Below are 23,192 nucleotides of genomic sequence, written 5' to 3' on the forward strand. Positions count from 1 at the left end.
GACGCTAAAGCACCCATTTCGTGCCGAAATGAGGTGCTTTAGCGTCTGCTCGCGAGAGGGCCGCAAGGGTGTCCGAGGGGGGACTTGAACCCCCACGCCCATTAGTAGGGCACTAGCACCTCAAGCTAGCGCGTCTGCCATTCCGCCACTCGGACCAGACCAACTGAGTTGGCAGCTAAGGTTATCGGATCGAATCACACCGGCCCAATCGGCCTCGACGACACCAGCTGCAGACCAGTGGTAGTAAGGGTGACTGTGACCCGTGAGATTGGGGCGAGCGCGGCGCCCGGCGACCCGAGCGACCCGACCGATCAAGTCGCCGGGGTCGTCAGCCGGCTGATCCAATTCGACACCACCAACACCGGCGACCTCGAGACGACCAAGGGCGAGGCCGAATGCGCCCGGTGGATCGCCGAACAACTCGCCGAGGTCGGCTATCACACCGAGTACGTCGAGTCGGGTGCGCCGGGCCGGGGCAATGTGTTCGCCCGCCTGCCCGGCGCCGACCCCTCGCGCGGCGCCCTGCTCATCCACGGACATCTCGACGTGGTGCCCGCCGAACCCGCCGATTGGAGCGTGCACCCCTTCTCCGGCGCGATCGAGGACGGCTACGTCTGGGGCCGCGGCGCCGTCGACATGAAGGACATGGTCGGCATGACGCTGGTGCTGGCCCGGCACTTCAAACGCGCCGGCATCGTCCCGCCCCGCGACCTGGTCTTCGCGTTTTTGGCCGACGAAGAACACGGCGGTACCTACGGGGCGCAATGGCTGGTCAACAACCGGCCCGACCTGTTCGAGGGCGTCACCGAGGCGATCGGCGAGGTCGGCGGATTCTCCCTGACGGTGCCGCGCCGCGACGGCGGCGAGCGCCGCCTCTACCTGGTCGAGACGGCCGAGAAGGGCATCCAATGGATGCGGCTCACGGCCCGGGGCCGGGCCGGACACGGGTCGATGGTGCATGACAACAACGCCGTCGTCGCCCTCGCCGAAGCCGTCGCGCGCCTGGGCCGTCATCAATTCCCCTTGGTGGTCACCGACACGGTCGCCGAATTCCTGGCCGCCGTCAGCGAGGAAACCGGCCTCACGTTCGACATCACCTCGCCCGACCTCGACGGCGTGATCGAGAAACTCGGCCCGATGGCCCGGATGCTCAAGGCGGTGCTGCACGACACCGCGAACCCGACCATGCTCAAGGCGGGATACAAAGCCAACGTGGTGCCGGCCACGGCTGAGGCGATAATCGACTGCCGCGTGCTGCCCGGCCGGCTGGCGGCGTTCGAGGCCGAGGTGGACGCACTGCTGGGTCCCGACGTCACCCGGGAATGGATCAGGAACCTGACTCCCTACGAGACGTCGTTCGACGGCGAGCTGGTCGACGCGATGAACGCCGCGGTGCTGGCGGTCGACCCGGACGGCCGGACGGTGCCTTATATGCTGTCCGGCGGAACCGACGCAAAGTCGTTCATGCGCTTGGGAATTCGCTGCTTCGGGTTCAGCCCACTGCGGTTGCCGCCGGACCTGGATTTCTCGTCGCTGTTCCATGGCGTCGACGAGCGGGTACCCATCGACGCGCTGAAGTTCGGCACCCAGGTGCTGGCGCACTTCCTCACCCACTGCTGATCACACGAGAGGACTGACAATGAGCGTGCCCAATCCCTACGACGCGCTGCCGGATCTGCCGTCGTTCACACTGACCTCAGAGTCGATCACCGACGGACAGCCGCTGGACAACGCGCAGGTCAGCGGAATCATGGGCGCGGGTGGCGAGGACGTCAGCCCGCAGCTCAGCTGGTCGGGCTTCCCGGAGGGGACCCGCAGCTTCGCGGTCACCGTCTATGACCCCGACGCCCCGACGGCATCCGGGTTCTGGCACTGGGCGGTGGCGAACCTGCCCGCCGATGTCACCGAGTTGCCGGCCGACGCCGGCGATGGCAGCGACCTGCCCGGTGGCGCGCTGACGCTGGCCAACGACGCCGGACAGCGCCGCTACATCGGCGCCGCACCACCGCCCGGCCACGGTCCGCACCGCTACTACGTCGCCGTGCATGCGGTCGACGTCGACAAGCTCGATCTGCCCGCGGACGCCACCCCGGCCTACCTGGGCTTCAACCTGTTCCAGCACGCCATCGCCCGGGCCGTCATCCACGCGACCTACGAACAGACCTGACCGCGCGTTGCGCGCCGGTGTGCTCGTCCTGCCGGGCGGCAAGATGCGCAGCACCGAGCCGTCGCGCTGGTGGCAGCCGGCTAACCTGCGAATGCTGTTGTTAGCCAGCGCATTACGACGCCGGCTGGGTCGCGATGTGCAGGTGGTCCGGGTGCAGTACCGGATGCGCGGCTGGAACAGCCCGCGGCAGGACCCGGTCCGGGACGCCGCCGTGGCACTGCGCCAAATGCGTGCCCGTTATGGGACCAAAGACGTTGTGCTGGTGGGTCATTCGATGGGCGGGCGGGTCGCGGCGCACCTCGCATCCGAAGGTGGCATCGCGGCAGTGGTGGCGCTGGCGCCGTGGTGGTACGGCGACAAGGCCGATCTGATCCCGGTGGGTACGCGGCTGCTGGTGCTGCACGGCACCGCCGACACCCGCACCGACCCAGAGGTTTCCCGTATCCAGGCCGGGCGGGCCCGGCAGCGCGGGGTGGACGCCCACTGGGTGGGTATCGACGGCGTCGGTCACCACATGGTCCGGCAAGGGCGCCAATGGCACCGCCGCACAGCGGATTTCGTCGCGGAATCGCTCGATCTACTCCGATGAGATGGCGGTTGCGACCGCTCGCGGCAGATCCACCAGCAGCGCCGGAACGGCACCGCCGAGGGACAGGCCCGGGACGGTGATCGTCAGCGGCACGTTGCCGCCGGTCGCTGGGATGGGCACTTGCAGCGTCGCTGAAATCGGTTGCGCGGTCGTCAGAATCCCGGTGAACGGCACGTGCAGCACCACCGGTGCGCCGATGCCGATCGGGATCGGGGTCAGGATCGGTGGGAGGCCCGGCACCCCCACCGGGATCGTGAGGGTCGCCGTCAAGGGCACCGCGATGTCGACGACCACGTTGCCGTTGAGGAAGCCGTCCAGCACGTAGGCCGGCATATTGATCAGCGCCCCGAGGGCGCCCACCGCGTTGCCGGCCTGCAGCGCGGACCCGAAAGCCGTCGCGCCGGTGGCCAGCCCGTCCAGGGTCGCAATCGGCCAACCGATGAGCGCCGACCCCACCGGCATCAGTGCGGTGCCGGTCGCGTTGACGAAGTGCTGGCCGATCGCCCGCGGGATGGAGCCCGGCGGCAGCAGGTCCACCAGATCCTGCTGCAGCGATCCCGGCGCGGACAGCAGCGGCAGCAGGTCGCCCGCCGGGCCGTGGACGTTGACGGAGGACAGGTTGTCGATGTTGACTCCGTCGAGCAACAGCCGTACCACCGACCGCGGGATGGCGTCCACCGCGCCGTGGTAATCGCCGACGCTCACCGAGTGGCCGATGCTGCCGAGGTCGTCGGCGAAGACCGGCAGCCGCTCGATGAGGTGGGTGCCGAAGTTCTGCAGCGCCGGGTTGGTGATCTGGCTGCGATAGGCCTGCTTGTCCAGGAAGCTTTGCAGGGCACCCTGATAGTCGGCCGTGGTCACGGTCTGAAAACCCACCGAGACCTGGTGCACCAGCCCGTTCGGGAAGTCCTGCAGGACGAGCGCGACATCGGTGGCGATGATGCCGGCGTACCGCTGCTGGTTGGCGATGAATTGGTTGAGCGCCGGAAACGGGCGTTCTGCCATATCGCCGACGATCGCCGACAGGTTCGCGTTGGTATGTGTGAAGAGTTGTTGGTACGCGTTGCCCGCCGGGGGAGCCGACTGGCCCGTGGGAAGCAGCAGGCGTTGCAGAGCCCCGAGCGGATCGCCGGAGGCGAACCCGGACAACACATTGCCGAGTTGCCGGCCGGCTCCGGCGAAGACCGGCCCCAGCGGGCTAGCGCTGATGACCGACGTCAGCCCGCTCTGCAGCGAGCCGAACAGGCCGCCGCCACCGCTGTTGCCGATGATGATCGGGCCGAGGCCGCCCAGGATCGGATCCAGCGGGGCCGCCGGTGCGGGGACTCCGGTCGCGCTCAACCCGGTCAGGGTCTGTTGGGCGTTGGCGATCTCGGCTCCGAGGTAGGCCGCGGCGCTGCCGTCGATCAGTCGCAGAAATTCGGCGTGGAAAGCGGCCGCCTGCGCGCTGACCTGCTGGAATTCCTGACCGAATGCCCCGAACAGCTTCGCGATCGCCGCCGAGACCTCATCGGCCGCGGCGGTGGCCACGGCGGTGGTCGGGCCGGCCGCGGCCGCGGTGGCCTGGGTCAGGGTCGATCCGATGCCGGACAGGTTTCCGGCGGCGCCGCTCACCAGTTCCGGTGCAGTACGCACAAACGACATGGCAGCATCCCCCTGCGGTTCCCCTAAGAGCTACCCAGCCCCATCCGAGATCGTGATCATCCCAGATTCGTGCCTCGTAGGAGGGCGGATGAGGACCTAACCGGGCGGACGCTCCGGACGGGCCACCGCCGAGCCGACGGCTTCGGCCAGCGAGGTGAACCCGCCCGCGTGCAACCGCTGCGCGATGCCGTCGTGAATCTCCCTGGCCCACAATCCACCGCCGTAGATGAAGCCGGTGTAACCCTGCAACAGCGAGGCGCCCGCGGTGATGCGCTCCCACGCCTGGTCGGGGGTCTCGATTCCGCCCACGCTGATCAGAACCAGCCGATCACCGACCCGGTGGTAGAGCCGGCGCAGCACCTCGACGGCGCGCCGCGCCACCGGAGGGCCGGAGATGCCGCCGGCGCCCAGTGCCGCCACCCCGGGGGTGCGCAGCCCTTCCCGCGAAATCGTCGTGTTGGTCGCGACGATGCCGGCCAGCCCCAGATCCACGGCCAGGTCCGCGATGTCGTCGATCTCGGCGTCGGCCAGGTCCGGCGCGATCTTCACCAGCACCGGGGTTGTCGCAGCCTCGGCCAGTACCGCCGCCAGGATGGGGCGCAGCGACTCCACCGCCTGCAGATCGCGCAGCCCGGGGGTGTTCGGCGAGCTGACGTTGACCACGAGATAGGAAGCCAGCGGTGCCAGCAGCCGGGCGCTGGCCCGGTAATCCTCCACCGCTGCGTCGGGGGGCGTCTTCTTGGTCTTGCCGATGTTGATGCCCAGCGGGATGTCGGGGACGTGCTGCGCCAGCCGCGCGGCCAGCGCACCGGCGCCGTGATTGTTGAATCCCATCCGGTTGAGCAGGGCCCGGTCGTCCGGCAGCCGGAACAGCCGCGGTTCCGGGTTGCCCGGCTGGGCGTGCGCGGTGACGGTGCCGATCTCGGCGTAACCGAAACCCAAAGCGCCCCAAGTGGATAGCCCGAGACCGTCCTTGTCGAACCCGGCCGCCAGGCCGAGCGGCCCGGAGAAGCGCACCCCGAACACGGTGCTGGCCAGCACCGGGTCCGTCGGCGCCAGCCGACGGCGCAGCGCGCGGCGCACCGGCGCACCGGCGGTGGCACCGCGCAGCGTCGCGAACACCAGCGTGTGCACACGTTCGGCGGGCACGGTGAACAGCAGCCCGCGCAACAACCCGTACAGGCGATGCCCGTCTTCGGTCGCCGTCACGGTTCCGGCTGGTCAGACAACCGGCTGTCCAAGCGGGATTTCTTGCGACGCAACAACACTCGCCTGCTCCCGTCGGTGTAGAGGCGTACCCGGGTCAACTCCCAGCCGCGATACTCCGCCTCGATGGACAACCGGGTGGAGGCGCTGAGCCGGGTGACGTCCGGTGGTAGCCGCAACGGCGCCCACTCGTACTCGTCGGACATGTCGGCTTCCCAGCCCGCGGGCAGCCGGCTCCACCGTGGGGCCGGCGCGGCGCTCACGGCCTGCCCGCCGCGTGCTCGATGATCTGCACCCCGGCGCCCGACCCCGACACGACGTACAAGGTGTCTGCCGACTCGTCATAGGCCAGCGAGTTGGGTTGCTGCACGGTTGGGTAACGCACCTTCTCGACGGGTATTCCGGTGCTGAGATCGTAACCAATGACGGTGTTGGATGCCGTTTGGGACACCCAGGCCAGCTCGCGCGACCCCGCCAGGCCGTACGGGGCCTGGCGCACCGGGAAGGCCTGTCGCAGGATCAGCGGGTCCACCCCGTAGACCAGTAGCTGCCCGCCGCGGGTGTCGGCCACCAGCACCCGGCCCTGCGGATCGGCCGCCAGGGTGGTCGCGCCCTCACCCGCGCGCAGCGCCTGCGCGGCATGCCCGTCGGCGCCGATCGCCGTCACCGACGTCTGGCCCCGATCCAGCACGACGGTGGTGTTTGCCTGCGTCGCCAGCGCGTCCACCCGGGCAAATATCTTGAGGCGGTTGCGCACCGAGCCGTCGCCGCCCAGCGTGTAGACGGCGCCGTCGGCGCTGCCCAGCATCAATCCGCCGTCGGCGCGGCGCGCGATGGCGGTGAACTCGGTGCCCTGGGCGTCGGAAACGGCCGATGTGGTGGTCCGGCCGGTGTTCAGGTCCAGCGTCAGGTAGCTGCCGCGGCCCGCCAGGTAGACGGTGCCGCGTCCGTCGCCGGCCATGGCGGTCGCCGGTCCCGGTAATTCGACGATCCGGGGCGGGTCTGCCTGACCGGCCGCCCACACGGCGATGCTGGCCGGGCCGGCCGGGTCGGCGCCGGGGGACAGGACCGCCAGATGATGCGAGCCGCCGTCGAACAGGGCGGCCTGCGGGTGCCCGCCGAGTGGTCGTACCGCGCCGGCGGGATTCGGCGCGGGCGGTGAGAGTGCCGGCTGGGCGGGTTCGATGGTGCGGGGGCTGGAATCGAGCGGATTGGACGAACAGCCGGTCACCGCGGTCAGCAAAACCGCTGAAACGGCAATGCCCTGATGGACTGCCTTTCTAAACGCGAACAGCAACCGTCATCTCCCGTACTGCGATGGCACACATAAAACTCTAAGGAACGTTAACGCGCCCAATTCTCCCGTCTTGGACGTGTAAACCCGTGCGGCGGAGGTATTCTCACGACATGACCGTCACCGCTGACCGGCATACCGCAGATCACGAGTTTGCTGTGGAAGACATGACTGCGGGAATCTATGCCAGCGGGTACGGACAAGTCGGAGATGGGCGCAGTTTTTCCTTTCACGTAGAGCACCGCTCGCTCGTCGTCGAAATTTACCGGCCGCGCGTGGCGGGCCCGGTCCCCCAGGCCGAAGACGTCGTCGCCCGCGCCGTTCGCGGCATCCGCGACATCGACCTCACCGATGAGCGCAGCGTAGCCGCTGCCGTGCGCGACTCGGTCGCCCACGCGGTGCCCGTCGCCCGCTGACCTGTCGAATCCGCCGACCCAGGTACGGTCGTCGTCGTGTCTGCGGTTGTGCCGATGTCCTGGGGCCAGGTCGTCGTTCTGTCCGTGGTCCAGGGGCTGACCGAGTTCCTGCCGGTCTCGTCGTCGGGCCACCTGGCGATCGTGTCGCGGCTCTTCTTCAGCGGCGACGCCGGCGCCTCCTTCACGGCGGTGAGCCAGCTGGGTACCGAGGCGGCGGTGCTGGTCTACTTCGCCCGCGACATCGTCCGCATCCTGCGGTCCTGGCTCAACGGCCTGGTGGTGAAGTCGCAGCGCGACGCCGACTACCGGCTGGGCTGGTACGTCATCATCGGGACCATCCCGATTTGTGTGCTGGGACTGCTGTTCAAGGACGTGATCCGGTCCGGTGTGCGCAACCTGTGGGTGGTGGCGACAGCACTGGTGGTGTTCTCGGCGGTGATCGCGCTGGCCGAGTACCTGGGGCGGCAGACCCGCGACATCGAGCAGTTGAACTGGCGTGACGCCGTCGTCGTGGGCGCGGCGCAGTGCCTGGCGCTGGTGCCGGGGGTGTCACGCTCGGGTTCGACCATCAGCGCCGGGCTGTTCCTCGGCCTGGAACGGGAACTGGCCGCCCGCTTCGGCTTCCTGCTCGCGATACCGGCGGTGTTCGCTTCGGGTCTGTTCTCGCTGCCCGACGCGTTCCACCCGGTCACCGAGGGCATGAGCGCCACCGGCCCGCAGCTGCTGGCGTCCACCGTGATCGCCTTCGTCATCGGTCTGACCGCGGTGGCCTGGTTCCTGCGTTTCCTGGTGCGGCACAACATGTATTGGTTCGTGGGTTACCGCGTGGCCGCCGGCGGCGCGGTCCTGGTCCTGCTGGCGACCGGGACGGTGGCGGCGACATGACCGTCCTGCTGCTGCGCCACGGCCGCTCCACCTCAAATACGGCGGGGGTGCTGGCCGGCCGCTCCGAGGGCGTCGATCTCGACGACAAGGGCCGGGAACAGGCCGCGGGGCTGATCGACCGCATCGGTGACCTGTCGATCCGGGCGGTGGTGTCCTCGCCGCTGTTGCGTTGCCGCCGCACCGTCGAACCGCTGGCCGACGCGCTGTGCTTGGAGCCGCAGATCGACGATCGCCTCGCCGAGGTCGACTACGGCGAATGGACCGGCCGCAAGCTCAGCGAGCTGGCCGGCGAGCCGCTGTGGCGAGTGGTGCAGGCGCACCCCAGCGCGGCGGTGTTTCCCGGCGGCGAGGGTCTGGCGCAGGTGCAGGCGCGCGCCGTCGCCGCGGTCCGCGAGCACGACCGGCGCCTGTCCGAAGAGCACGGGGCCGACGTGCTGTGGGTGGCCTGCACGCACGGCGACGTGATCAAGGCGCTGATCGCCGACGCGTACGGCATGCACCTGGACAGCTTCCAGCGCGTCAACGCCGACCCGGCATCGGTGAGTGTGATTCGTTACACCCCGCTGCGGCCATTCGTGTTGCACGTCAACCACACCGGCGCGCGGTTGTCCGCGGGTCTGCGGGCCGCGCCGCCGCCTGCCGATCCCAAGCAAGAGCCGAAGCCCGAGTCGAAGCAGGGGGATTCGCCGGACGCCGAAGTGCCAGCAGGTGACGCGGTGGTCGGCGGCTCCACCGACTGACCTCCGTCGGCGAACGTGCACTCCGGTACGGCGACACGCCGGAGTTCGCGTGCAACTGCGCACCCTCGGGCCGGATCCGGGGGAGTGCGAGTCGCACAGCGGCGGCGTCTGCACGGTATTTTGGAATTGCCATGGCCCGCGCTATCCACGTATTCCGCACTCCCGACCGCTTCGTGGCCGGGACCGTCGGTCAGCCTGGAAATCGGACGTTCTACATCCAGGCGGTGCACGACTCCCGGGTGGTCTCAGTCGTTCTGGAAAAGCAGCAGGTAGCGGTGCTGGCCGAGCGGATCGGCGCGTTGCTGCTGGAGGTCAATCGCCGGTTCGGCACCCCGGTGCCGCCGGAGCCCACCGAGGTCGACGACCTCAGCCCGCTGATCATGCCCGTGGACGCCGAATTCCGGGTCGGCACGATGGGTTTGGGTTGGGATTCCGAGGCACAGACCGTCGTCGTGGAACTGCTCGCCGTCACCGACGCGGAGTTCGATGCCTCCGTCGTGCTCGACGACACAGACGAAGGGCCCGACGCGGTACGGGTGTTTCTGACCCCGGAATCGGCGCGGCAATTCGCCACCCGGTCCAACCGGGTCATCTCGGCCGGCCGGCCGCCGTGCCCGTTGTGCGACGAGCCCCTGGACCCGGAAGGTCACATCTGCGCACGCACCAACGGCTACCGGCGCGACGCGCTCTTCGGGTCTAGCGATGACGCTGAGGAATGACGAACGTGAGGTGTTGCGCGACGGCGAGCTGACGGTCCTGGGACGGATCCGCTCGGCGAGCAACGCCACCTTCCTGTGCGAGGCATCGCTGGGATCGACGACTGTGCACTGTGTCTACAAACCGGTCTCCGGGGAGCAGCCGCTGTGGGACTTTCCCGACGGGACGCTGGCCGGACGCGAGCTCGGCGCCTACCTGGTGTCGACGTATCTGGGCTGGAACATTGTGCCGTACACCATCATTCGCAACGGCCCAGCCGGACCGGGAATGCTTCAGCTGTGGGTGCAGCAGCCTGGCGACGCGGTGGATTCCGAGCCGCGCGAAGGCCCGGACCTGGTCGACCTGTTTCCCGCCCGCAAGCCGCAGCCGGGCTACCTCCCGGTCCTGCAGGCCTATGACTACACCGGCGATGAGGTCCTGCTGATGCATGCCGACGACATCCGGCTGTGGCGCATGGCGGTGTTCGACGTGCTGGTCAACAACGCCGACCGCAAGGGCGGCCACATCCTCGTGGACCTCGACGGCAACGTCTTCGGCGTCGATCACGGCGTGAGCCTGCACGTGCAGGACAAGCTGCGCACCGTGCTGTGGGGCTGGGCCGGTGATCCGATCGACGCCAAGACTCTGCAGGCGGTGGAGAAGTTGATTGACGCGTTGCGCGGTCCGCTGGCCGAGGAACTCAGCGGCTGCATCACCAGCGCCGAGATCGCGGCGCTGAGCCGGCGCGCGCACGCGCTGCTGGACGATCCGGTGATGCCCGGCCCGAATCGGCACCGTCCCATCCCGTGGCCGGCGTTCTGAGTGACCCCAGCACGTCGGCGATACTGGACCGGTGAATCCGGCGGTGCGTGACCTGACGGACGCCGCGCTGGCCGCCGAACTCGCCGCCGACGCGGGAGAGTTGTTGCTCGCCGTGCGCGAGGAGATCGGTTTCGACTATCCGTGGGAACTCGGCGATGCCGGTGACCGCCGGGCGAACTCGCTGATCCTGCGTCGCTTGCGCGCCGAACGGCCGGGCGACGCCGTGCTCAGCGAGGAGGCCCACGACGACCTGGTGCGGTTGCGCTCCGACCGCGTCTGGATCGTCGACCCCCTGGACGGCACCCGGGAGTTCTCCATACCCGGCCGCGACGACTGGGCCGTGCACATCGCGCTGTGGCAGCGCTCGGCCAACGGCAGACCGCAGATCACCGACGCGGCGGTGTCCCTGCCGGCCCGCGGCAACATCGTCTACCGCAGCGACACCGTCACCGCCGACAACGCGCGCGTCGGCGTCCCCGAGGTCATCCGCATCGCCGTCAGCGCCACCCGCCCGCCGGCCATCCTGTACCGGATGCGCCAGTTCGTGGACATGGAGCTGGTGCGCATCGGATCCGCCGGGGCCAAGGCCATGGCGGTGATCGACGGCGTCGCCGACGCCTACGTCCACGCCGGCGGGCAGTGGGAGTGGGACTCGGCCGCGCCGGCCGGGGTGGTGCTCGCCGCCGGCATGCACGCCTCACGGCTGGACGGGTCGCCGCTGCTCTACAACCAGCTGGACCCCTACCTGCCCGACTTCGTGATGTGCCGAACCGACGTCGCGCCGATCCTGCTGGACGCCATCCGGCGGTCCTGGTACTGACAGCGACAAAAGCTGATCGCCTAAAGTCGACGCATGCGTTCGTGGTCCTCCCCGCCGGTCCCGGCGTTACCCGGACGCGGCCCGCAGTTGCGGCTCTACGACACCGCCGACCGGCAGGTGCGGCCTGTCGCCGCCGCCACCGCGCCCGGCAGCAAGGCCACCATGTACGTCTGCGGCATCACGCCTTATGACGCAACGCATCTCGGTCACGCCGCCACGTACCTCACGTTCGACCTGATCCACCGGCTGTGGCTGGACCTGGGCCACGAGGTGCACTATGTGCAGAACGTCACCGATGTCGACGATCCGCTGTTCGAGCGCGCGGACCGCGATGGAGTCGACTGGCGCGATCTCGCCGACGACCAGACCGAGCTGTTCCGTCAGGACATGACCGCGCTGCGGGTACTGCCGCCGCAGGAATACGTCGGGGCCACCGAGGCGGTCGCCGAAATGGTCGAGCTGGTCGAGAAGATGGTCGCCTCCGGCGCCGCCTACGTCGTCGACCCGGAAGTCGGTGAGTATCCCGACGTCTACTACCGCGCCGACGCCACCCTGCAGTTCGGCTACGAGTCCGGCTACGACCGCGACACCATGCTGCAGTTGTTCGAAGAGCGCGGCGGGGACCCGCGCCGGCCCGGCAAAACCGACGAGCTCGACGCGCTGCTGTGGCGCGTCAACCGGCCCGGCGAACCGAGCTGGCCATCCCCGTTCGGGCCCGGCCGGCCCGGCTGGCATGTCGAATGCGCCGCGATCGCGCTCAGCCGCATCGGCACCAACCTCGACATCCAGGGCGGCGGCAGCGATCTGATCTTCCCGCACCACGAGTTCACCGCGGCGCATGCCGAATGTGTCGGTGGCGAACGCAGATTCGCCCGCCACTACGTGCACGCCGGGATGATCGGCTGGGACGGGCACAAGATGTCCAAGAGCCGCGGCAACCTGGTGCTGGTGTCGCAGCTGCGTGGCCAGGGCGTCGATCCGGCGGCGGTGCGGCTGGGCCTGCTCGCCGGGCATTACCGTGCCGACCGGTTCTGGAGCGAACAGGTGCTCGAGGAAGCCCAGCAGCGCCTGCAGCGTTGGCGCACCGCGACCTCCCTGCCCGCCGGGCCGGACGCGGCCGACGTCATCGGCCGGGTTCGCCGCTATCTGGCCGACGATCTTGACACACCCAAAGCGATTGCCGCGCTTGACGGTTGGACCACCGACGCGATCGAGTACGGGGGCCACGACGAGGCGGCCCCCAGGCTGGTCGCCACCGCCGTCGACGCCTTGCTGGGCGTCGCGCTATAGCCCGACGATGGTACGTTTCGGCCATGACGTCGGTGCAGGGCAAAGTCGTTTTGATCACGGGCGCGGGGCGGGGGATCGGCGCGGAGGTCGCGCGTCGGCTGCACAACCGCGGGGCCAAACTGGTGCTCACCGATGTGGGTGACGGCGAGCTGAAGACGATCGCCGCCGAACTCGGCGGCGATCACCGGGTGCTGACCGCCATCGCCGACGTCTGCGATCTGTCCGCTATGCAGGCCGCCGCCGACCTGGCCGTCGAGAAGTTCGGCGGCATCGACATCGTCGTGGCCAACGCCGGGATCGCCAGCTACGGTTCGGTGCTCAACATCGACCCGAAGGCCTTCAAGCGTGTCCTCGATGTGAATCTGCTCGGCGTCTTCCACACCGTGCGGGCGGCCCTGCCGTCGATCATCGAGCGCCGCGGCTACGTGCTGGTCGTCTCGTCGCTGGCGGCCTTCGCCGCGGCTCCGGGCATGGCGGCCTACGACATGACCAAGGCCGGCAACGAGCATCTGGCCAACGCGCTGCGGCTGGAAGTCGCTCATCTGGGCGTCAGCGTCGGCTCGGCGCACATGTCCTGGATCGACACGGCCCTGGTCCGCGACACCAAGGGCGACCTGCCCGCCTTCGGCGAACTACTCGACAAGCTGCCCTGGCCGCTGAACACGACCACCTCGGTCACCAAGTGCGCGACGGCGCTGGTCAAGGGCATCGAGGGCCGCAAATCGCAGGTGTACTGCCCGGACTGGGTGGTGTTGTTCCGCTGGCTCAAGCCGGTGCTCGCCAGCCGGATCGGCGAGCGGGTGGTCGCCAAGGCCGCGGCCGAAGCGGTGCCGAAGATGGACGCCCAGGTCGCCGAGCTCGGTCGACACATGAGCGCCTATTCACACGGCCTCGAGAACCCGCCGTCTTCGTGACGCTGAAGGTCGCCGTGTGCGGCGCCGGGATCGCCGGGCTGGCCGTGGCCGAACGCATGGCCGCCCTCGGGGCCGAGGTGGTGGTGCTGGAACGTGCACCGGGACCCGACCCGCGGGGCCACCTGATCGACTTCTACGGCGCTGGTTACGAAGCCGTCGACGCGATCGGCGCCTTGCCGGCCCTCAAGGACGCGTCCTACCGGATCGACGAAGCGACCCTGGTCGACGAACAGGGTCGGCGACGGGGCGACCTGCCCTACGACCAGATCGCCAAGGCCCTCGACGGCCGGATGTGCAGTCTCACGCGCTCCGACCTCGAAAAGACCTTGCGGGACAACCTGCCCGAGGACGTCGAGCTGCGGTTCGGCGCGACGGTGACCGGCGTCGACAGCCGGGCGGACGGGGTGACGGTGACCCTGGACGGCGGCGAGACCATCGAAGCTGACCTGCTGGTAGGGGCCGACGGCATCCGGTCGGCCGTCCGCAAGCTCGTGTTCGGAACCGAGTCGGCCGCTCTTCGATATCTCGGATTCCACTGCGTCGCATTCGTGGTCGACGCTTCCGACATTGCCCGCGAATCCGACGTTGAGCAGTTCGCCGTGACCGACACCATCGATCGGCACCTCGACCTGTTCTTTCTGCCCGATGGCCGGGCCGCGGTATTCGCAATGTTCCGCGCACCCGACGCGGAGCTGGGCGCAGACCCTCGTGCCGAAATCCGCGAGCGGTTCGCCGACATGGGCTGGCTGGTGCCCGAAATACTGCGCCGATGCCCACCGTCCGAGGACATCTACTACGAGGCCGTCACGCAGGTCGTCATGCCTCGTTGGAGCAGCAACCGGGTGGTGCTGATCGGGGATGCCGGCGCCGCGGTCTCGCCATTCGCCGCCCACTCGGCGTCGCTGGCGGTGGCGGGCGCCTACGTACTGGCCGAACAGTTCCGCACCACTTCGTCGGTTGAGCGGGCGCTGGACTTCTACGAAAAGCTGTGGCGGTGGGTGGTCGAGGAGAAACAGCAGATCAGCCGTGATATCGGGTGCTGGACGTTGCCGGGGCGGTCGCGCCCCGTCTCGCTGCGGTTCACCTGGCGCCCGCTGGTCAAGCGGTTCATCACGACAACCCTGGGCGGTGAACCGAACACCGTGGTCGCGATGCTGCGCCGAGGAACCTCGGAGCCCGACAACTAGATCCCGAAGCCCGGTCGGCGACGTTTGAGGTAGCGCTCGAACTCCGCGGCCAGCGCGTCGCCGTCGATGTTGCCCATCGCCTCGCTGACGTCGATCGCCGCGTCACCGTGCTGCTCGAGGGATTGCACGTACTCGGCCAGCTCCTCGTCGTCGGCGGCCATCTCGGTGATCTCCCGTTCCCACGCCTCGGCCTGGGTCGGCAGCTCGCCCAGCGGCACTTCGACGTCGAGCACCTCCTCGACGCGCCGCAGCAACGCCACGGTCGCCTTCGGGTTGGGCGGATGCGAGACATAGTGCGGCACCGCAGCCCAGAAGGTCACCGCCGGGATCCCGGCGGCCACGCACGCGTATTGGAAGACGCCGGCGATGCCGGTCGGGCCCTCGTAGCGGGTTTCCTCCAGGCCGAACAACCGTGCCGACTCCGACGAGTAGGCCGCGCCCGACACCGGCACCGGCCGGGTGTGCGGGGTGTCGGCCAGCAACGCGCCCAGGATCACCACGGTGTCCACATTGAGCTTGTCGATGACCGCCAGCAGTTCGTCGCAGAACGTGCGCCAGCGCATGTTGGGCTCGACGCCGTGCATCAACACCACGTCGCGGTCGCTGTCCGGCGGCCGGCAGTGCGAGATCCGCATGGCCGGCCATTCCAGCTCGCGGGTCACGCCGTCCACCTGACGGATGACGGGGCGGTTGACCTGGTAGTCGTAGTACGCCTCGTCGTCGATCTCCACGATCGGCAGGGCATCCCAGGTGGCGGCCAGGTGGGTCACCGCGTCGCTGGCGGCGTCACCGGCGTCGTTCCAGCCCTCGAACGCAGCCACCACCACCGTGTTCTGCAGCTGGGGCCACGTGTCGCCGTCGCCTGGCCCGCCGTCCGGCAAAGTCACCCAGCCAGCCTACGGCGTGCCGACCCGGTCCGATGCGCGCGTGGGGTCAGCCGACCAGAATCGCTCAACGCCTGATGCATATGCATAGGTCGACTATCCTTATTGGGTGGCCGACCGGGGGATTCAGCTGCAGGCCGGGGCATCGGTCTCGCCGCGGTCCAGGCGAAATACGCCCGGCCGCAAATTGGTTACCCTTGTTAACTACGACTTAACTGCGACATGGCCGACGAGATCCGGGAGCGGGTCTAGTTGAGCTGGGCGTCCAGACGTCGGTGACGACGTAGACTTTTCTGGTCGAGAGGCGTTGCAACGGTTATCCGGCCCAGGCCGGTAGCCGCCACGCTCGGCAGAGTCAAGGACGCCTTCCGCTATGGAAGGAACGTACGTGAACGCCGCTAAGCCAGTCTCTTCGCCGTCCTCCGACTTCGCGCCCAACATCCGCCCCGACTGCACCGACGAACTGACCGCTGCCCTGCGCGAGCGGATCGTGGTGATCGACGGCGCGATGGGCACGGCGATTCAGCGGGACCGCCCGGACGAGGCCGGTTACCGCGGCGACCGGTTCACCGAGTGGCCGACGGCACTGCAGGGCAACAACGACCTGCTCAACCTGACGCAGCCGCAGATCATCGAGGGGATCCACCGCGAGTACCTCGAGGCGGGCGCCGACATCCTGGAGACCAACACTTTCAACGCGAACGCGATCTCCCTGTCCGACTACGACATGGCCGACCTGGCCTACGAGCTCAACTACGCCGGCGCCGCCCTGGCCCGCAAGGCCGCCGACGAGTTCAGCACCCCGGACAAGCCTCGCTACGTTGCCGGCGCGATCGGGCCGACGACGCGCACCGCGTCGATCTCGCCGGACGTCAACGATCCCGGAGCCCGCAACGTCTCCTACGACCAGCTGGTCGCCGCCTACCTGGAAGCCGCCAACGGCCTGGTCGACGGCGGCGCCGACCTGATCATCATCGAGACGATCTTCGACTCACTGAACGCCAAGGCGGCGGTGTTCGCCGTCGAGACGTTGTTCGAGGACCGCGGACGCCGCTGGCCGATCATCATCTCCGGCACCATCACCGACGCCTCCGGCCGCACGTTGTCCGGTCAAGTCACCGAGGCGTTCTGGAATTCCATCAGGCACGCCAGGCCGATCGCGGTCGGCCTCAACTGCGCCCTGGGCGCGCCCGAAATGCGGCCCTACATCGCCGAGATGGCGCGGATCGCGGACACCTTCGTCTCGTGCTACCCGAACGCCGGTCTGCCCAACGCGTTCGGCGAGTACGACGAAACCCCGGAGCGCCAGGCCGGCTACATCGCCGACTTCGCCGACGCCGGCCTGGTCAACCTGGTCGGCGGCTGCTGCGGGACGGCGCCGCCGCACATCGCCGAGATCGCCAAGGTCGTCGACGGCAAAACACCGCGCAAGCTGCCGGAGATCCCGGTGGCGACCCGGCTGTCGGGGCTGGAACCGCTCAACATCACCGACGACTCCCTGTTCGTGAACATCGGCGAGCGCACCAACATCACCGGCTCGGCCCGGTTCCGCAACCTGATCAAGGCCGAGGACTACGACACCGCTTTGTCGGTCGCCCTGCAGCAGGTCGAGGTCGGTGCGCAGGTCATCGACATCAACATGGACGAGGGCATGATCGACGGCGTCGCCGCGATGGACCGGTTCACCAAGCTGATCGCGGCCGAGCCGGACATCAGCCGGGTTCCGGTGATGATCGACTCGTCCAAGTGGGAGGTCATCGAGGCAGGCCTGAAGAACGTGCAGGGCAAGCCGATCGTCAACTCGATCTCCATGAAGGAGGGCGAGGAGAAGTTCATCCGCGAGGCGCGGCTGTGCCGCAAGTACGGCGCCGCCGTCGTCGTGATGGCCTTCGACGAGCAGGGGCAGGCCGACAACCTGGAGCGGCGCAAGGAGATCTGCGGGCGCGCCTACCGGATCCTGACCGAAGAGGTCGGCTTCCCGCCCGAGGACATCATCTTCGACCCGAACTGCTTCGCGCTGGCGACCGGTATCGAGGAGCACGCGACCTACGGGATCGACTTCATCGAGGCCTGCGCATGGATCAAGGAGAACCTGCCCGGGGTGCACATCTCCGGCGGTATCTCGAACGTGTCGTTCTCGTTCCGCGGCAACAACCCCGTCCGCGAGGCGATCCACGCGGTGTTCCTGTTCCATGCCATCAAGGCCGGCCTGGACATGGGCATCGTCAACGCGGGTGCGCTGGTGCCCTATGACTCGATCGACCCCGAGCTGCGGGACCGGATCGAGGACGTCGTCCTGAACCGCCGCCCGGATGCCGCCGAGCGGCTGCTGGAGATCGCCGAGCGGTTCAACAGCAAGGACAAAGGTGAGGATCCGGTTGCTGCAGAATGGCGCGGCCTGCCGGTCCGCGAACGGATCACGCACGCGTTGGTCAAGGGCATCGACGCCCACGTCGACGATGACACCGAGGAACTGCGGGCCGAGATCGCCGCAGCGGGCGGTCGCCCGATCGAGGTGATCGAGGGCCCGCTGATGGACGGCATGAACGTCGTCGGTGACCTTTTCGGCGCGGGCAAGATGTTCCTGCCCCAGGTCGTGAAGTCGGCGCGGGTGATGAAAAAGGCTGTCGCCTACCTGCTTCCGTTCATCGAGGCCGAGAAGGAACAGAACGGCGCTACATCAGCGAAGGACACCAACGGCACGATCGTGATGGCGACCGTGAAGGGTGATGTCCACGACATCGGCAAGAACATCGTCGGAGTCGTGCTGCAGTGCAACAACTTCGAGGTGATCGACCTCGGTGTGATGGTGCCCGCCAACAAGATCCTGGACGCGGCCAAGGAGCACGACGCCGACATCATCGGACTGTCCGGTCTGATCACCCCGTCCCTGGACGAGATGGCCAACTTCGCCGTCGAGATGGAGCGTGCGGGGCTGGAGATCCCGCTGCTGATCGGCGGCGCGACCACCTCGCGCGCGCACACGGCCGTGAAGATTTCGCCGCGCCGCTCCGGTCCGGTGGTGTGGGTCAAGGACGCCTCTCGCTCGGTGCCGGTCGCTGCCGCACTGCTCGACGACAAGCAACGGCGGGCGCTGTTGGAGGCGACCGAGAAGGACTACGCCTCGTTACGCGAACGGCACGCCCAGAAGAACGAGCGGCCGATGCTGACGCTGGAGAAGGCCCGCGCGAACCGGACGCCGATCGAGTGGGACGACTACACCCCCCCGGTGCCCGCCCAGGGCCTCGGCGTGCGGGAGTTTCACGAGTACGACCTGGCCGAGCTGCGCGAGTACATCGACTGGCAGCCGTTTTTCAACGCCTGGGAGATGAAGGGCCGTTTCCCCGACATCCTCAACAACCCGGCCTCCGGCGAGGCGGCGCGCAAGCTGTACGACGACGCCCAGGAGATGCTCGACACGCTGATCAAGGAGAAGTGGCTGACCGCCAACGGGGTGATCGGCTTCTTCCCCGCCAACGCGGTCGGTGACGACGTCGAGGTGTACACCGACGACACCCGCGCCGAGGTGCTGACCACGCTGCACAACTTGCGCCAGCAAGGGGAGCACCGGGAGGGCATCCCGAACCGGTCGCTAGGCGATTTCGTCGCTCCTAAGAACACCGGCTTGGCCGACTATGTCGGTGCCTTCGCCGTCACCGCGGGGCTGGGTAGCCAGGAGAAGATCGCCGAGTTCAAGGCGGCCCTCGATGACTACAGCGCCATCCTGCTGGAGTCGGTGGCCGACCGGCTGGCGGAGGCGTTCGCCGAGCGGATGCACGAACGGGTCCGCAAGGAATTCTGGGGCTACCAGCCCGAGGAGCACCTCGACAACGAGGCGCTCATCAGTGAGAAGTACGTCGGCATCAGGCCCGCGCCCGGCTACCCGGCCTGCCCTGAGCACACCGAGAAGGTGACGCTCTGGAAGTTGATGGACGTGCGGGAGCGGACCGGCATCGAGCTCACCGAGTCGATGGCGATGTGGCCCGGTGCCGCCGTCAGCGGCTGGTATTTCTCGCACCCGCAGTCGCAGTACTTCGTGGTTGGCCGGCTGGCGCAGGATCAGGTCGCCGACTACGCCAGGCGCAAGGGCTGGACGCTGCAGGAAGCCGAACGCTGGCTTGCTCCCAACCTCGGGTACAACCCGGAGGACTGAGGCGTTCGCTGGACGCGTAAACAACTCGCGCGCACACCGTTTCACCAGAACGGTGTGCGCGCGAGTGTTGTGGCGGCGCGAGGGGGCCGGCTAGGCCTTCCCGTTGTTTCCGTTGTTGCCGAGCAGGATCCCGCCGGTGCCGCCCGTGCCCGCTGTGCCGCCGGCCTTACCGGCGTTGCCACCGTTGCCGCCGTCACCGATCAGGACGGCGTTACCGCCATTGCCGCCTTTGCCGGCCGTGGTCGCCCCGAATCCGCCGGCACCGCCGTCACCGCCGCTGCCGAATGCCCCGGAATCGCCGCCGGTCCCGCCGGCGCCACCGGTCCCGGTGCCGTTGGCGTTGGCGCCGGATCCGCCCGCCCCGCCGGCGCCGCCGGAGCCGACCAGCATTCCGGCGCTGCCGCCTGCCCCGCCGGCGCCGCCTTGTGGGGTGCTGCCGCCGGCGCCGCCGTGCCCGCCGGAGCCGCCCGCGCCACCGGACCCGAACAGCATGCCGGCGCTGCCGCCGGCTCCGCCGGCTCCACCGGTCGAGACGCCGGCCCCACCGGAGCCACCGGCCCCGCCAGCGCCGAAGGACAGCGCGCCGGCGTTGCCACCGTTGCCGCCGGCCCCGCCGGTGCCGGCGGCGTAGCCACCCGCTCCACCGGTGCCGCCGGCGCCGAACACTCCGCCCGTACCGCCGTTGCCGCCCTTGCCGGCCAGCCCGCCGGCACCGCCGGTGCCGCCGTCGCCGAACAGCATCCCGTTGCCGCCGGCTCCGCCCGCGCCCCCGGCGCCCCCGGCGCCGCCGACGCCGCCGTTGGAGCCCAATCCGCCGTTGCCGCCGGCCCCGCCGACTCCGGTGGCGCCCGGACCGGCGCCGTGTCCGCCCGTCCCGGCGGCGCCCGACAGGAAGCCGGCATTGCCGCCGTTGCCGCCCGCCCCGCCCTTGGCGCCGGTGTTGATGGAGGACCCGCCGCTGCCGCCGGTGCCCCCGGCGCCGTTCAGCAACGCGGAGCCACCGGCCCCGCCGGCGCCGCCGACGCCGTTGATGCCAGTGGCGATACCGCCGGTGCCGCCGGTGCCGCCGTTCCCGAACAAGCCGCCGCCTGCCCCGCCCGCGCCACCGGCGCCGCCGGTGCCGCCGGCGGCGGTGTTGGTGGCACCGTGCGCGCCGTTGCCGCCGTTGCCGAACAGCCAGCCGCCGTCCCCGCCGGCAGCTCCGCTTCCGGGAATTCCGTTGGCGCCGTTGCCGATCAGCGGGCGCCCGGTCAACGTCTGGACGGGCTGGTTGATGCCGTTGAGCAGGTTTTGCTGCAGGATGTGCACCGGGTTGGTGCTCAGCGGAGCGTTGAAGCCGTCTGCGCCCAACAGCGCCCCGCTGATGCCGCCGACGCCGGCCTTGCCTCCGGTCACGCCGCCGGTGGCGCCGCTGCCGGCGTTGCCGCCGTTGCCGACCAGCACGCCGTTGCCGCCTGCCCCGCCGTTACCGCCGGTGGTCGCGCTGGCGCCGCCGTTGCCGCCGTTTCCACCGTTGCCGAATAGCCCGGAGTTGCCGCCGGCGCCGCCGGTCCCACCGGTGGCGATCCCGGCGCCGCCGCGGCCCCCGGTACCGCCGGAGCCGATCAGCTGGCCTGCGGTCCCGCCCGCACCGCCGGTGCCACCGGTGGTGCGGCCCAGGCCGCCGGCGCCGCCAGCGCCGCCGTTGCCGGTGAGCAGGCCGGCGTCACCGCCGGCACCGCCGGCGCCGCCCGCGGTCTGGCCGTTGTTGAGCCCTTCACCGCCGGCGCCGCCCGCGCCGCCATCGCCGAAACTGAACATGCCGGCGTTGCCGCCCGCGCCGCCGGCTCCGCCGGCGCTGCCCAGACTGCCACCGCCGCTGCCGCCGGTTCCGCCCGCACCGAACATGCCGCCGGCACCGCCCGCCCCGCCGGCGCCGCCGGTGGTGGTGCCGAATCCGCCGGCACCGCCGTCCCCGCCGCCGGCGAACAACCCGCCCGCGCCGCCCGCACCGCCGGTCCCGCCGTTGCCGGCGGCTCCGCCGTACCCGCCGACCCCGCCGGCGGCGAACAGCCCACCGTTGCCACCCGCGCCACCGGCACCGCCGTTCCCGAAGTCGCCACCCGCGCCGCCTGTTCCCGCCGCGCCCGAGAAGAAGCCCGCATTGCCACCGCTGCCGCCGCGCCCCCCGGTGAATGGGCCGGGGGTTCCGGCGGGAGCCACCCCCGTGCCGCCGATTCCGCCGCTCCCGCCGGAACCGCTCAAGAAGGCCGACCCGCCGGCACCGCCGGCGCCACCCGTGGTGGCGCCGGGTCCACCCGCGCCGCCGGCACCGCCCGAGCCAAACAGGACTCCGCCGCCGCCGCCGGTTCCGCCGGTGCCGCCGGTCGCTCCGGCAGTGCCGGAACCGCCGATCCCACCGTTGCCGAACAACCATCCACCGTCCCCGCCGGCGCCGCCGGTTCCCGCAATCCCGTTGGCGCCGTTGCCGATCAGCGGACGTCCCGTGATCGCCTGGATCGGTGCGTTGATCGCATTGAGGGCCTGTTGCTGCGCGGCGTGCGTCGGGCTAGCGGATGCGGGCGCGTTGAAGCCGTCGAGGCCCAGCAGCTGACCCGCGATGCCGCCGGCGCCGGCCTTGCCCAGCGTGGTGCCGGTTCCGCCGCTGCCACCGTTGCCACCGTCACCGATCAGCACGCCGTTCCCGCCGGCCCCGCCGATGCCGCCCTTACCGCCGGCACCCGTGCCGCCGGCGCCGCCACTCCCGCCATTGCCGCCGTTACCGAGCAGGCCGGCCGTGCCGCCGGTGCCACCGTCACCGCCGGCGGTGGTGCCACCTTGGCCGCCGGTGCCACCCGCCCCGCCGGTGCCGCTCAGCATGCCCGCGCTCCCACCCGCGCCGCCCTTGCCGCCGTTGGTGGCGCCGAACCCGCCGGCGCCGCCCGCGCCGCCGTCGCCGAAGAACATGCCTGCGTTGCCGCCGGCCCCGCCGGCTCCGCCCAGCCCGCCGGGGGAGACGCCCTCCCCGCCGATTCCGCCGGCTCCGCCCGCGGCCCCCAGGCTGAGCAATCCGGCGTTGCCGCCCGTTCCGCCAACGCCACCCAGGGTGGCTCCGTGACCGCCAGAGCCGCCGGTGCCACCCGCACCGAACATGCCGCCGGCCCCGCCCGCCCCGCCCGCTCCTCCGGCGGTGCCGAGGCTGTTGCCGCCGCCACCGCCGGTGCCACCCGGACCGAACATGCCGCCGGCGCCGCCCGCGCCACCGGCCCCGCCGTCGCCGAAGCTGAAGCCGCCCACCCCGCCGGCTCCGCCGGCGGCGAACATCCCGCCGTTGCCACCCGCGCCGCCGGCCCCGCCCGGCGCGGTCAGGCTTTGGGTGGACCCGCCATTGCCGCCGATGCCGGCGGCGCCGTAGAGCATGCCGGCGTTGCCGCCCACGCCGCCGGCCCCACCGGCGCCACCGTTCACGCCGTTTTGCCCGTCGCCGGAACCGGACGCGCCGGAGG

19 protein-coding genes and 1 tRNA gene are annotated in these 23,192 nt (G+C 70.0%); 13 read left to right on the forward strand and 7 right to left on the reverse strand.

All coding sequences use genetic code 11. The features are described from left to right. Positions 1-69 precede the first annotated feature (69 nt). Positions 70-155 (reverse strand) — tRNA-Leu (locus A9X01_RS20760). Positions 156-255: 100 nt separating this feature from the next. Here A9X01_RS20760 and A9X01_RS20765 point away from each other — a divergent pair. Genes A9X01_RS20765 through A9X01_RS20775 form a run of 3 tightly spaced genes read left to right on the forward strand, consistent with a single transcriptional unit; the run spans position 256 to position 2,756 of the window. After that, positions 256-1,620: a M20/M25/M40 family metallo-hydrolase gene (locus A9X01_RS20765; RefSeq protein WP_065122558.1), complete on the forward strand. Its 1,365-nt coding sequence runs from the start codon at positions 256-258 to the stop codon at positions 1,618-1,620. A 19-nt stretch (positions 1,621-1,639) separates the two neighbouring features. Then, positions 1,640-2,167 (forward strand): YbhB/YbcL family Raf kinase inhibitor-like protein, encoded by a 528-nt coding sequence (locus tag A9X01_RS20770; RefSeq protein WP_065122559.1) that lies wholly within the window; start codon positions 1,640-1,642, stop codon positions 2,165-2,167. A 19-nt stretch (positions 2,168-2,186) separates the two neighbouring features. After that, positions 2,187-2,756: an alpha/beta hydrolase family protein gene (locus A9X01_RS20775; RefSeq protein ID WP_253849255.1), complete on the forward strand. Its 570-nt coding sequence runs from the start codon at positions 2,187-2,189 to the stop codon at positions 2,754-2,756. Here the strand turns inward: A9X01_RS20775 and A9X01_RS31915 are convergent. The 4 genes from A9X01_RS31915 to A9X01_RS20795 form a co-directional block, all read right to left on the reverse strand. Further along, positions 2,745-4,400 carry a PE family protein gene (locus A9X01_RS31915; RefSeq protein WP_065122561.1) on the reverse strand — a complete coding sequence of 552 codons (1,656 nt, stop codon included), beginning with the start codon at positions 4,398-4,400 and terminating at the stop codon, positions 2,745-2,747. The two genes, A9X01_RS20775 and A9X01_RS31915, sit on opposite strands and share 12 nt — an antisense overlap. 96 nt (positions 4,401-4,496) lie before the next feature. After that, the gene (locus A9X01_RS20785; RefSeq protein WP_172832575.1) at positions 4,497-5,582 is read right to left on the reverse strand and encodes a quinone-dependent dihydroorotate dehydrogenase; all 1,086 of its coding nucleotides are present in this window, start codon (positions 5,580-5,582) and stop codon (positions 4,497-4,499) included. A 23-nt stretch (positions 5,583-5,605) separates the two neighbouring features. Continuing rightward, positions 5,606-5,812: a DUF5703 family protein gene (locus A9X01_RS20790; protein ID WP_065033919.1), complete on the reverse strand. Its 207-nt coding sequence runs from the start codon at positions 5,810-5,812 to the stop codon at positions 5,606-5,608. A gap of 53 nt (positions 5,813-5,865) precedes the next feature. Continuing rightward, a complete protein-coding gene (locus tag A9X01_RS20795; RefSeq protein WP_436405289.1) occupies positions 5,866-6,903 on the reverse strand; it encodes a YncE family protein in 1,038 nt (345 codons plus the stop codon). A gap of 110 nt (positions 6,904-7,013) precedes the next feature. Between A9X01_RS20795 and A9X01_RS20800 the strand changes: the two genes are divergently transcribed. The 9 genes from A9X01_RS20800 to A9X01_RS20840 all read left to right on the forward strand — a co-directional run bounded on the left by A9X01_RS20800 (position 7,014) and on the right by A9X01_RS20840 (position 14,670). After that, positions 7,014-7,316, forward strand: coding sequence for a hypothetical protein (locus A9X01_RS20800; protein WP_065122562.1), 303 nt, complete (start codon positions 7,014-7,016; stop codon positions 7,314-7,316). A gap of 54 nt (positions 7,317-7,370) precedes the next feature. Beyond that, positions 7,371-8,201: an undecaprenyl-diphosphate phosphatase gene (locus tag A9X01_RS20805; RefSeq protein ID WP_065122563.1), complete on the forward strand. Its 831-nt coding sequence runs from the start codon at positions 7,371-7,373 to the stop codon at positions 8,199-8,201. Next, entirely contained in the window at positions 8,198-8,941 is a 744-nt protein-coding gene (locus A9X01_RS20810) for a histidine phosphatase family protein (protein ID WP_065122564.1), read from the forward strand. Before A9X01_RS20805 ends, A9X01_RS20810 begins: the two co-directional genes overlap by 4 nt. Before the next feature lie 131 nt (positions 8,942-9,072). After that, positions 9,073-9,660, forward strand: a complete 588-nt coding sequence (locus A9X01_RS20815; RefSeq protein ID WP_065122565.1) for a DUF3090 domain-containing protein — start codon at positions 9,073-9,075, stop codon at positions 9,658-9,660. Next, positions 9,644-10,459: an SCO1664 family protein gene (locus A9X01_RS20820; RefSeq protein ID WP_081282513.1), complete on the forward strand. Its 816-nt coding sequence runs from the start codon at positions 9,644-9,646 to the stop codon at positions 10,457-10,459. The genes A9X01_RS20815 and A9X01_RS20820 overlap by 17 nt, the downstream gene beginning before the upstream one ends. A gap of 31 nt (positions 10,460-10,490) precedes the next feature. Further along, entirely contained in the window at positions 10,491-11,279 is a 789-nt protein-coding gene (locus tag A9X01_RS20825; protein ID WP_065122567.1) for a 3'(2'),5'-bisphosphate nucleotidase CysQ, read from the forward strand. 33 nt (positions 11,280-11,312) lie between these two features. After that, positions 11,313-12,569, forward strand: coding sequence for a cysteine--1-D-myo-inosityl 2-amino-2-deoxy-alpha-D-glucopyranoside ligase (gene mshC, locus A9X01_RS20830; protein ID WP_065122568.1), 1,257 nt, complete (start codon positions 11,313-11,315; stop codon positions 12,567-12,569). Positions 12,570-12,592: 23 nt separating this feature from the next. Next, a complete protein-coding gene (locus tag A9X01_RS20835; RefSeq protein WP_065122569.1) occupies positions 12,593-13,483 on the forward strand; it encodes an SDR family oxidoreductase in 891 nt (296 codons plus the stop codon). Continuing rightward, complete coding sequence (locus tag A9X01_RS20840; RefSeq protein WP_253849256.1) at positions 13,480-14,670, forward strand: FAD-dependent monooxygenase; 1,191 nt, start codon at positions 13,480-13,482, stop codon at positions 14,668-14,670. The genes A9X01_RS20835 and A9X01_RS20840 overlap by 4 nt, the downstream gene beginning before the upstream one ends. Here the strand turns inward: A9X01_RS20840 and A9X01_RS20845 are convergent. Then, positions 14,667-15,551 carry a PAC2 family protein gene (locus A9X01_RS20845; RefSeq protein WP_155772194.1) on the reverse strand — a complete coding sequence of 295 codons (885 nt, stop codon included), beginning with the start codon at positions 15,549-15,551 and terminating at the stop codon, positions 14,667-14,669. The genes A9X01_RS20840 and A9X01_RS20845 overlap by 4 nt on opposite strands. A gap of 376 nt (positions 15,552-15,927) precedes the next feature. On the opposite strand from A9X01_RS20845, the gene metH reads away from it, so the two are divergent. Then, complete coding sequence (gene metH, locus A9X01_RS20850; protein ID WP_065122571.1) at positions 15,928-19,707, forward strand: methionine synthase; 3,780 nt, start codon at positions 15,928-15,930, stop codon at positions 19,705-19,707. A gap of 90 nt (positions 19,708-19,797) precedes the next feature. Here metH and A9X01_RS30905 read toward each other — a convergent pair. After that, the coding region (locus A9X01_RS30905; RefSeq protein WP_253849258.1) for a hypothetical protein at positions 19,798-23,192 on the reverse strand (3,395 nt) is incomplete at its 5' end.

Source organism: Mycobacterium asiaticum (assembly GCF_001668675.1).
In the GTDB taxonomy this organism is placed as follows: Bacteria; Actinomycetota; Actinomycetes; order Mycobacteriales; family Mycobacteriaceae; genus Mycobacterium; species Mycobacterium asiaticum_D.